At 72.9% G+C, this 9,812-nt stretch carries 9 protein-coding genes (1 of these 9 only partly in view); 5 read left to right on the top strand and 4 right to left on the bottom strand.

What is annotated here, in order from left to right; translation table 11 throughout:
• Positions 1-10: 10 nt before the first annotated feature.
• Positions 11-406, top strand: coding sequence for a DUF742 domain-containing protein (locus OG875_RS27150; protein WP_330176851.1), 396 nt, complete (start codon positions 11-13; stop codon positions 404-406).
• Positions 387-1,001 (top strand): GTP-binding protein, encoded by a 615-nt coding sequence (locus OG875_RS27155; RefSeq protein ID WP_330176852.1) that lies wholly within the window; start codon positions 387-389, stop codon positions 999-1,001. Before OG875_RS27150 ends, OG875_RS27155 begins: the two co-directional genes overlap by 20 nt.
• Before the next feature lie 107 nt (positions 1,002-1,108).
• Here OG875_RS27155 and OG875_RS27160 read toward each other — a convergent pair whose 3' ends face one another.
• On the bottom strand, positions 1,109-1,501 hold the full coding sequence (locus OG875_RS27160; protein ID WP_330176853.1) for a DUF962 domain-containing protein: 393 nt from the start codon (positions 1,499-1,501) through the stop codon (positions 1,109-1,111).
• Positions 1,502-1,661: 160 nt separating this feature from the next.
• Positions 1,662-2,510: a M15 family metallopeptidase gene (locus tag OG875_RS27165; protein ID WP_330176854.1), complete on the bottom strand. Its 849-nt coding sequence runs from the start codon at positions 2,508-2,510 to the stop codon at positions 1,662-1,664.
• Positions 2,511-2,571: 61 nt separating this feature from the next.
• Here OG875_RS27165 and OG875_RS27170 point away from each other — a divergent pair, with 61 nt between their 5' ends.
• Positions 2,572-3,105: an NUDIX domain-containing protein gene (locus OG875_RS27170; RefSeq protein ID WP_330176855.1), complete on the top strand. Its 534-nt coding sequence runs from the start codon at positions 2,572-2,574 to the stop codon at positions 3,103-3,105.
• An 82-nt stretch (positions 3,106-3,187) separates the two neighbouring features.
• Here the strand turns inward: OG875_RS27170 and OG875_RS27175 are convergent, their stop codons facing one another.
• Positions 3,188-5,539, bottom strand: a complete 2,352-nt coding sequence (locus OG875_RS27175; RefSeq protein WP_330176856.1) for a glycoside hydrolase family 31 protein — start codon at positions 5,537-5,539, stop codon at positions 3,188-3,190.
• A gap of 229 nt (positions 5,540-5,768) precedes the next feature.
• On the opposite strand from OG875_RS27175, the gene OG875_RS27180 reads away from it, so the two are divergent.
• The gene (locus OG875_RS27180; RefSeq protein WP_330176857.1) at positions 5,769-7,757 is read left to right on the top strand and encodes an acetoacetate--CoA ligase; all 1,989 of its coding nucleotides are present in this window, start codon (positions 5,769-5,771) and stop codon (positions 7,755-7,757) included.
• A gap of 131 nt (positions 7,758-7,888) precedes the next feature.
• Positions 7,889-8,860: a hypothetical protein gene (locus OG875_RS27185; protein WP_330176858.1), complete on the top strand. Its 972-nt coding sequence runs from the start codon at positions 7,889-7,891 to the stop codon at positions 8,858-8,860.
• Positions 8,861-8,953: 93 nt separating this feature from the next.
• Here the strand turns inward: OG875_RS27185 and ptsP are convergent, their stop codons facing one another.
• Positions 8,954-9,812 carry the 3' portion of a phosphoenolpyruvate--protein phosphotransferase gene (gene ptsP / locus OG875_RS27190; protein ID WP_330176859.1) on the bottom strand. 812 nt of this gene lie beyond the right edge of the window, so the window shows 859 of its 1,671 coding nt (coding positions 813-1,671); its start codon lies off the right edge, out of view — the gene reads right to left on this strand; the stop codon is at positions 8,954-8,956.

Genomic DNA, 9,812 nt, shown 5'->3' on the forward strand with positions numbered 1-9,812 from the left:
GTTGAATGTCATGAGCCAATCAGGCGAGGATCCGAAGCACTGGATCGACGGCGACGCGGGTCCGGTGGTGCGCCCGTACGCCATGACACGCGGCCGGACCAGCAGCGCGACCCGGCACCGGCTCGACCTGATCGCCATCGTCATCCCGGCTCCCGCCGCCGACGACCCCGCCGGCGACCGGACACTGTCCCCCGAGCACGTGGAGATAGTGGAGCTCTGCAGAGCCAGCCCCCAGTCGATCGCGGAACTCGCCGCGGGCCTCGACCTCCCCGTCGGGGTCGTCCGGGTCTTCGTCGGGGACCTGGTCGAGAACGAGCTGGTGCACGTAACCCGTCCCGTTCCGCCGGCCGAACTGCCGGACGTGAACATTCTCCGCGAGGTGATCAATGGTCTTCGGGCGCTCTAGCCGTGATCAGCGGCCGATCGGGCCGGTGACTCTGAAGATCCTCGTCGCGGGCGGCTTCGGGGTCGGCAAGACGACCCTCGTCGGCGCGGTCAGCGAGATCAAACCCCTCCGTACGGAGGAGGTGCTGACGGAGGCGGGCCGCTCCGTCGACGACGTCGAGGGCATCGAGACCAAGACCACCACCACGGTCGCGATGGACTTCGGACGCATCACCCTCCGCGACGACCTGGTGCTCTATCTCTTCGGAACGCCGGGCCAGGACCGCTTCTGGTTCCTCTGGGACGAGCTGGCCCAGGGCGCGCTCGGCGCGGTCGTCCTCGCCGACACCCGGCGGCTGGACGACTCCTTCGCGGCGATCGACTACTTCGAGCGGCGGGAGATCCCCTTCGCCGTCGCCGTCAACTGCTTCGAGGACTCGGCCCGGTTCCCCACCGAGACCGTCCGCACCGCGCTGGACCTCGACCCCGGGGTGCCGCTGATGATGTGCGACGCGCGCAGCCGTGAGTCCGTCAAGGACGTCCTGGTCGCGGTGGTCGAGCACGCGATGATCCGCGCGCGGCGGGAGCGCGAGCCCGCCGCCGTCACCACCACCTGACCCCGGACGGCGCGGTACGGCCCGGACCCCCGACGACAGGGGTACGGGCCGGGCCGGGCCGGCACCGGGCCGGCGAGCGGCGCGGACCGAGCGCGTGAACCGCCGGGTCAGCGGTGCTCGGCGAGCCACTTCGCGGCGATCTCGCCGAGCTCCGCGTCGCGTCCCGCCAGCATCATCCGGATCATCCGCGCGTCCCCCCGGAGCGACCACACCGGATGCCCGAACGACGCCGGGTTGTTCTTCTCGATGAGGAAGTGCGCGGGCCAGGCCGTCCCGTACCCGATCAGCGGGAGCGCCGCCACGTACCGCTTCCGGCCGCGCGCCAGCCCGTAGACGCTGACGGCGAGACCGGTGAGCGTCCCCGTCAGATGGACCCAGCGGGTCGCCGCGCGGGAGTGCATCGCCACGTAGTACGGCCAGAACTCGTCGTACGACGCGTACGTCTCCGCTGTCCCGCCCGTCGTCGCCAGCTCCGTCGTGTCCGTTGTATCCGTCGTCATACGGGCACCGTAACGGCTTTGCGGAGAACGGGAAACGGGCAGGAGGAGAACCAGAAACGGGCGCCCTGCGTCAGAGACAGGTGAGCGGTCGGCCGGAGCCCACGGGGGTGGTCCCGACCGGCCGTTCATCCGACGACGGCCCGCGCTCCCGCCGCCCGGGTCAGCGGCCCGTGAGGGCCCGCCGGGAGACGGGGAAGTCGAAGTAGGTGTCGGGGTAGAGCTCCGGCTTGTGCGTGAAGTGCCACCATTCCTCGGGCAGGTTGGTGAAACCGACGTCGGCCAGCGTGTTCTTCAGAAGCTGACGGTTCGCACGCTGCGCGCCCTGAATCCGGGGATCGTCGGTGTGCGACAACGTGTCGAAACAGTCGTAACCGGTCCCCATGTCGACCGAGTTGTCGGGGAAACGCTCACTCTGCGGCGCGTAACAGGGCACCAGCTTCTCGCCGGGCACGTACGGCCGGGTCGGCGCCGCCGGCAGCCGTACGATCGTCAGATCCACCGTGCTGCCCCGGCTGTGCCCGGAACGCGCGGCGATATAACCGTCCGTGAAAAGCCTCGACTTGTCGACCTGTGGATAGAACTCCCCCTTCATCCTCTCGTCGTCCAGGTCCTCGGCCCAGCGGACGAAATGGTCGACCGCCCGCTGCGGCCGGTAGCAGTCGTACACCTTCAGCGAGTAGCCCTTCGTCAGCAGCGCCCGCTGCGCCGTCCGAAGCGCCCGCGCGGCCGGGCGGGTGAGCACACAGAGCGGCTGTACGTAGCCGTCGACCGGCTCACCGACGAAGTTGTGCGCGCTGGGATAACGGATGTCGTGGATGATCGTCGGCGCCACGCTCCGCAGCGCCACGAACTCCTCGGGCGCGGTGGACGCGGAGGCCCGGGACTCCTGCCCCGCCCCCGGGACAGAAGCATCCGACGCCCCGGCGGCCCCCGGGGCCCCGGCGGTCACGGCGATCAGGGCGGCCGTCGTGGCGGCCAGCGTACGGAGCAACGCATCAAGTCGTGTCATGGGCACACCGTCTATCAGTTCCCCGGCGCGCGCGAAAGCGTGATCGGCTACAGTCCCGCGCGTGCCCGATTCCACGAACGGCTTCGTGACGAACTCCCACTGCGCCACCTGCGGCGCGCCCTACCCGGCCGCCGCCGACTGGCCCCGCACCTGCGGCGTGTGCGGAGACACCGCCTACCGCAACCCGCTGCCGGTCGCGGTCACCCTGCTCCCCGTCACCGACGACGACGGCACCTCACTCGTTGTCATCACCCGTACCATCGAACCCCGGCGGGGCCAACTCGCCCTCCCCGGCGGCTTCATCGACCACGCGGAGGACTGGCGGCACGCCACCGTACGGGAGTTGCGGGAGGAGACCGGCATCGAGGCCGACGCGCGCGACGTACGGCTCGCCGACGCGATGAGCGCCCCCGGCGGCCATCTGCTGATCTTCGGACTGCTGCCACCACGCCCCGTCGCCGACCTGCCCGCCTCCGCGGCCACCGACGAGACGGAAGGGTGGCTGCTGTTGCGCGCCCCCGCCGAGCTGGCGTTCCCGCTGCACACCGAGGCGGTACGGGGCTGGTTCGCCGGCCGGTACGGCACCACCCCGTAACCCTCCCCGGGCACGCCCCCGTTCGGCCGGCGCCCGGGTCACGCCGCGGGCGCCGGCCGCCCCGGCGTCGGCGGGCGCGGAGCTACCCCCGTACCCGCACGGGCAGTCCGGGCGGCGCCGTCCCGTCCTCCGTCACCCGCTCCACCACGACCCCGCCGCCCTCCCACCGCGACGTGTACCGCTCCACCTCCGACCGCGCCCACCCCTCCCCGGGATCCCGCACCACCACCCCGCCGCCCGTCCGCCCCGGCGCCGGAGGCCACACCTCCAACTCGATCCCCGCCGGCCCCTCGCCCCGCACCGGGACCACCGCACCCGCCCGCGCCAGCACCGGAATCCGGGACCGCGGCGCGTCCAGCAGCACCCGCCCCGGCCCCTCGTACGCCTCCCCGGTCGCCGTGTCGTACCAGCGCCCGCGCGGCAGCCGCACCTCCCGCCGCACCACCCCCGCCGCCAGCACCGGCGCCACCAGCAGCGCGTCCCCGAGCAGGAACGCGTCCTCGCAGTCCCGCAGCGCCCGGTCCTCCGGCGAGCCCCACCACACCGGACGCACGTACGGCGCACCGGTCAGCCGCGCCAACTGGGCCAGTGTCATGAAGTACGGCCCCAGCCGCTCCCGCTCCAGCAGCGCCGCACGCGCGTGCCCCAGCACCTCGTCACCGAACTCCCACGGCTCCCGGCGGCCCGCGTCGATCGCCGCGTGCGTCCGGAACAACGGCAGATACGCCCCCAGTTGGAACCAGCGCAGAAACAGCTCCGGCGACGGACTCCCGGTGAAACCGCCCACGTCCGGCCCCGAGTACGGCACCCCGCACAGCCCCAGCCCCAGCACCAGCGCCAGCGACGCCCGCAGCCCCGGCCAGCCCGTGCGCACATCACCCGACCACGTGCCGCCGTACCGCTGCATCCCCGCCCACCCCGACCGCGAGAAGAGGAAGGGCCGCTCCTCGGGCCGCAGCCGCCGCAGCCCCTCGTACCCCGCCATCGCCATCGTCAGCCCGTACACGTTGTGGGCCTCCCGGTGGTCACCGCCCCGCCCGTCGAGCGCGTGCCGGGCCGACCGGGGCAGCGTCATGTCCCCGAACGGCGCGAACGACACCGGCTCGTTCATGTCGTGCCAGAACCCCGCGAAACCCCGCGCCAGCCGCTCCTCGTACAGACCGCCCCACCACACCCGCACCGCCGGATCGGTGAAATCCGGATAGACGCACTCACCGGGCCAGACCTCACCCCGTACGTCCTCGCCGTGCGCGTCCCGGACGAACACGCCCGCCGCCGCACCGCTGTCGTACGTGTCGTTCCCCGGCTCCGCCTTCACCGCCGGATCGACGACGGACACGAGCCGCACCCCCTCGCTCCGCAACTCCTCGGCGAGAGCGGGCAGATCGGGGAAGCGCCGCCGGTCGACGGTGAACACCCGGTGCCCGTCGTAGTGGTCGATGTCCAGATGCAGCGCCGACAGCGGCAACCCCCGCTCCCGGTACCCCGCCACGATCCGGCGCACCTCCGCCGCGTCACCGAAACCCCACCGCGCGTGCTGCGGACCCAGCGCCCACGCGGGCGGCACCGCCGGCCCACCCGTCAGCGCCGCCCACCCGCGCAGCACCCGCGCGGGAGACCCGAGCAGCACCCAGCAGCGCAGCGGCCCCCCGTCCATCCGCACCTCCGAGGTCCCCGGCCGGTCATGACCGGAACCCGCCCCCTCCTCGCCCTCCCCGAGCGTGACCCGCCCGTCCCACGAGTTGTCGTAGAAGGCCAGATGCGTCCCCGCGTCCGCCACCACCAGCTGCACCGGCATCGTCAGATACAGCGGATCGTCACCGGGACCGAACGAACCCTTCGGATCGGTGTTCCACAGCCGGTACACGCCGTCCCGCAGCCGGGGCCCCGACGCACGCCCCCCGAGCCCGAAGAACCGCGCGTCGGCGGCCACCTCGCTCCGCTGCGCCCACCGCGCAGGCCCGTCGCCGTCCACCGGCTCCCACCAGCGCGGCGGCAGCTCACGCCGCAGCACGACACCCCCCGGCGTCGACACCTCCACACCCCCGAACCGCGACACCAGCACCGTCACCCGCTCCGACACCACCCGCCAGCCACCGTCCGTGTCCGGCTCCAGAACGGCCCGCGGATCGGGCTCGGGCGGCTCGCCCGCCAGCGCGTACGACGGCGACGGCCCGGCGCCGTCCCAGCCCCAGAAGACCCCGCCACCCACCGCCACCCACACCCGCAGCCCCGCCCGCGCGAACCGGACGATCCCGCCGCCCGCCAACGGCTCCGCACCCGTCACCGGACCGGGCACCCGGGCCCGCTCCGCACCCCGCGCCGGCAGATCCCGACCGTCCGTACGCCGACGGCGCCACGCCGAGCGCACCGTCCGCATTCCCCGTGCCGAACCGGCATCCTTCATCGAGCGCAGCAGCTCACGACCGTTCATGCTGATCAGCCTGCCATCAGGCACGGACCCAACCGGCCGCGTTCAACTCCCGTTCACCCACGGTGCGGCCACATGTCGTCCACCCCCCGGTCGGGCACCCCGAAAGGGGCCCGTCTGGTGCGAAGGACGATCACATGGCATCGTCCGTGGAAGCCGGGCGCACCTCCACACACGGGCGCGCCCCCACACGCACACGACGCGTCGACGAGCCAGCCCCGGGAGCGACCGCATGACCTCAGCAGCCAGCCCAGCGCCCCTGTGGCAGCCGGACGCCGACCGCGTCGCGGCCGCGCGCGTGACCCGGTTCCAGGCGTGGGCGGCCGACCGGTACGGCGCCCCCGCCGACGGCGGCTACGCGGCGCTGCACCGCTGGTCGGTCGCCGAGACCGAGACGTTCTGGACGGCCGTCGCCGACTGGTTCGACGTACGCTTCGCCACCCCGTACGCGCGCGTGCTCGGCTCACGCGCCATGCCCGGCGCCGAATGGTTCCCCGGCGCCACCCTCAACTACGCCGAGCACGCGCTGCGCACCGCCGAGGACCCGGCACGGGCCGGCGAACCCGCGCTCCTGCACGTGGACGAGAGCCGGCAACCCGTCCCGGTCAGCTGGGCCGAACTGCGCCACCAGGTCGGCTCACTCGCCGCCGAACTGCGCGCCCTCGGCGTACGCCCCGGCGACCGGGTCAGCGGCTACCTCCCCAACATCCCGCAGGCCGTCGTCGCCTTCCTCGCCAGCGCCGCCGTCGGAGCCGTCTGGACGTCCTGCGCACCGGACTTCGGCGCCCGCAGCGTCCTCGACCGCTTCCAGCAGATCGAACCCGTCGTCCTGTTCGCCGTCGACGGCTACCGCTACGGCGGCAAGGAACACGACCGCACCGCGACCGTCGCCGAACTCCGCGCCGAACTGCCCACCCTGCGGGCCGTCGTGCACGTCCCGCTGCTCGGCACCCCGGCCCCCGACGGCGCCCTCGACTGGTCCGCCCTCACCTCGGCACACACCGAACCGGTCTTCGAACAGGTCCCCTTCGCCCACCCGCTCTGGGTCCTGTACTCCTCCGGCACCACCGGCCTCCCCAAGGCGATCGTCCAGTCGCAGGGCGGCATCCTCCTCGAACACTTCAAGCAGATCGGTCTCCACTGCGACCTCGGCCCCGGCGACCGGTTCTTCTGGTACACGTCCACCGGCTGGATGATGTGGAACTTCCTCGTCTCCGGCCTGCTCACCGGAACGACGATCGTGCTGTACGACGGCAGCCCCGGCCACCCCGACACGGGCGCCCAGTGGGCCGTCGCCGAACGCACCGGAGCCACCTTCTTCGGCACCTCCGCCGCGTACGTCATGGCCTGCCGCAAGGCGGACGTGCACCCCGCCCGCGACCACGACCTCTCCGCGCTCGCCTGCGTCGCCACCACCGGCTCGCCCCTGCCGCCCGACGGATTCCGCTGGCTCCACGACGAGGTCGCCGACGACCTGTGGATCGCCTCCGTCAGCGGCGGCACCGACGTCTGCACCTGCTTCGCCGGAGCCGTCCCCACCCTCCCCGTCCACATCGGGGAACTCCAGGCCGCCTGCCTCGGCACCGACCTCCAGGCATGGGACCCCCGCGGCGAACCCGTCGTGGACGAGGTCGGCGAACTCGTCGTCACCAACCCCATGCCCTCCATGCCCGTCGCGTTCTGGAACGACCCCGACGGCGCCCGCTACCACGACAGCTACTTCGACATGTACCCCGGCGTCTGGCGCCACGGAGACTGGATCACCCTCACCGACCGCGGCTCGGTCGTCATCCACGGACGCTCCGACTCCACCCTCAACCGGCAGGGCGTACGCATGGGTTCGGCCGACATCTACGAGGCCGTGGAACGCCTGCCCGAGATCCGCGAGTCCCTCGTCATCGGCCTGGAGGAACCCGACGGCGGCTACTGGATGCCGCTCTTCGTCCACCTCGCCGACGGCGCCGTACTCGACGACACCCTGCGCGCCCGGATCACGAGCACCATCCGCCGGGAACTCTCCCCGCGCCACGTCCCCGACACGGTCATCGAGGTCCCGGCCGTCCCCCACACCCTCACCGGCAAACGGATCGAGGTCCCCGTCAAGCGCCTGCTCCAGGGCACGGAACTGTCGAAGGCGGTCAACCCCGGCTCGGTCGACAACCTCGAACTCCTCCACTTCTACGAGTCCCTGGCCCGCGAACGCCGCGAGGGCCGCGCCTGACCCCTCCGGCCGACTCCCCGCCCGACCCCCGCGTGAGTCCCGGCCGGAGGGCATTGTCAGACCCCCCGACTACTCTCAGTGAGCAGTCGTCGACAGTGCTCAGAACTCGACTCAGGACCCAGGGGGACGTCATGCCAGGAACCAACCGCAAACACCGCCGGACCACCGACCGCGCACACCGCGGGAAGACCGGACGCACCGGCCCGAAGGGCGCCACCTCACGGCGCGCACGCGACGAACTGCGCGCGCTGCGCCGCGAAGTGCCCCACACGGTCGGACTCCTCGCCGACGAGCGGGACTTCGCCGACATGCGCCGGTACCGCACCTTCACCTTCCAGGACCACCCGGACTACCTCCGGCGGATCGACGGCCTGCTGCGTTCCCTCGCCACCGAGGGAGCCCACACGGCCGTCGCGCTCTTCGACCCGGAGGAGTTCGCCGACTACTGCGCGGACAACGGGCTCGACCCGGACAGCCCCGCCAGCCGCAGCCGCTTCACCGCACGCATCGGGGCCACGGGCGGCGCGGTCGTGCCGTACACCGGACAGCCGGTCGGACACCTCGTCCCCGAACTCGTCGGCGCCGCCGTCCGCAAGGCCACCTGGGAGTACGCGACGATGATCCTCGCCCAGCTCGGCGCCTGCGCCGACTGCGGCGTGGACATCGGACACACCTCGTTCGAGCGCGCCTCCCGGCTGCTCACCCGTCTCGTGGAGCGGGCCGGACCGGGCACCCACCACCTGGTGTGCAGCGTCCCCACACCGGACGAACAGCTCCTCGCCGCCCTCCAGGTGGAACGCCCGGCCGCAGGGTCCGCCCGGCTCGACCCCACCGGGAGCGCGGAGTTCGTCACCGTCCTCGCGGCGGGCATCGCGCTCGACAGCCCCGCCGGAGTCGTCCTCCGCACGACCGGACCCGGCACCCCCGACCGGCTCCACGGCTGGAAGCTCCGGGGCAGCGCCCTCGTACCGCTCAACGAGGCCCAGGTCTTCAGCGCCTACTGCACGGACGCCGACACCGGAGAGCCGCTCTCCCCGGAGCCGGGGGTGGAGTACCGGGCGGGATTCGACCTCGGCGTCGAGGACACGGACATCCACCACTGACAGGGAAGGGCTTCCCGCCGCGTCGCGGCGGGAAGCCCCGGTGGTGGTCACGGGCCGAGCGGTGTCACCGGTCGGGCGGGCCCGCCCGACCGGTCACCCGCCCGACAGCACCGCGCGTGCGGCCGACCTCGCCTCCTCGGCGGTGTCCACCGCCCGCGCGGCGGACGCCGCGCGCTCGCACTGGGCGAGCGTGTACGTGGCCAGCTCCGCCCGCACATAGGGGATCGACGCGGCGCCCATCGACAGCGACGTCACACCGAGCCCGGTGAGCACACACGCCAGCAGCGGATCGGAGGCCGCCTCACCACAGACACCGCAGCTCTTGCCCTCGGCACGGGCCGCGTCGGCCGCCATGGCCACCAGATCGAGCAGCGCCGGCTGCCACGGGTCCTGCAACCGGGACACCGCGCCCACCTGCCGGTCGGCGGCGAACGTGTACTGCGCGAGATCGTTCGTCCCCAGCGAGAGGAACGCGACCTCCTGAAGAATCGGGCGCGCCCGCAGAGCGGCCGACGGAATCTCCACCATCGCCCCGACCTCCGCGTCGAGCCCCGCCTCCCGGCACGCGTCCGCGAACGCCCTGGCGTCGGTGCGGTCGGCGACCATCGGCGCCATGACCTCCAGCCGCACCGGCAGTCCCGCGGCGGCCCTGGCCAGCGCCCTGAGCTGGGTCCGCAGCACCTCCGGATGGTCAAGCAGGATCCGCAGCCCGCGCACCCCCAGCGCCGGGTTCGGCTCGTCGCCCGGGGTCAGGAAGTCCAGTGGCTTGTCGGCGCCCGCGTCCAACACCCGCACGACCACCCGGCCTTCGGGGAACGCCTCCAGCACCTGACGGTAGACCTCGACCTGCCTGTCCTCCGACGGCGCCCGCGTGCTGTCGTCGAGGAACAGGAACTCGGTACGGAACAGCCCCACCCCCTCGGCGCCCGCTTCCACGGCCGCCGCCACATCG

Source organism: Streptomyces sp. NBC_01498, assembly GCF_036327775.1.
In the GTDB taxonomy this organism is placed as follows: domain Bacteria; phylum Actinomycetota; class Actinomycetes; order Streptomycetales; family Streptomycetaceae; genus Streptomyces.

What these genes read in the sequence shown, in the direction of transcription:
- OG875_RS27165 (WP_330176854.1), bottom strand. Translation starts at nt 2,510, where the DNA reads ATGACACGACTTGATGCGTTGCTCCGTACGCTGGCCGCCACGACGGCC.
- OG875_RS27155 (WP_330176852.1), top strand. Translation starts at nt 387, where the DNA reads ATGGTCTTCGGGCGCTCTAGCCGTGATCAGCGGCCGATCGGGCCGGTG.
- OG875_RS27175 (WP_330176856.1), bottom strand. Translation starts at nt 5,539, where the DNA reads ATGAACGGTCGTGAGCTGCTGCGCTCGATGAAGGATGCCGGTTCGGCA.
- OG875_RS27185 (WP_330176858.1), top strand. Translation starts at nt 7,889, where the DNA reads ATGCCAGGAACCAACCGCAAACACCGCCGGACCACCGACCGCGCACAC.
- OG875_RS27180 (WP_330176857.1), top strand. Translation starts at nt 5,769, where the DNA reads ATGACCTCAGCAGCCAGCCCAGCGCCCCTGTGGCAGCCGGACGCCGAC.
- OG875_RS27160 (WP_330176853.1), bottom strand. Translation starts at nt 1,501, where the DNA reads ATGACGACGGATACAACGGACACGACGGAGCTGGCGACGACGGGCGGG.
- OG875_RS27150 (WP_330176851.1), top strand. Translation starts at nt 11, where the DNA reads ATGAGCCAATCAGGCGAGGATCCGAAGCACTGGATCGACGGCGACGCG.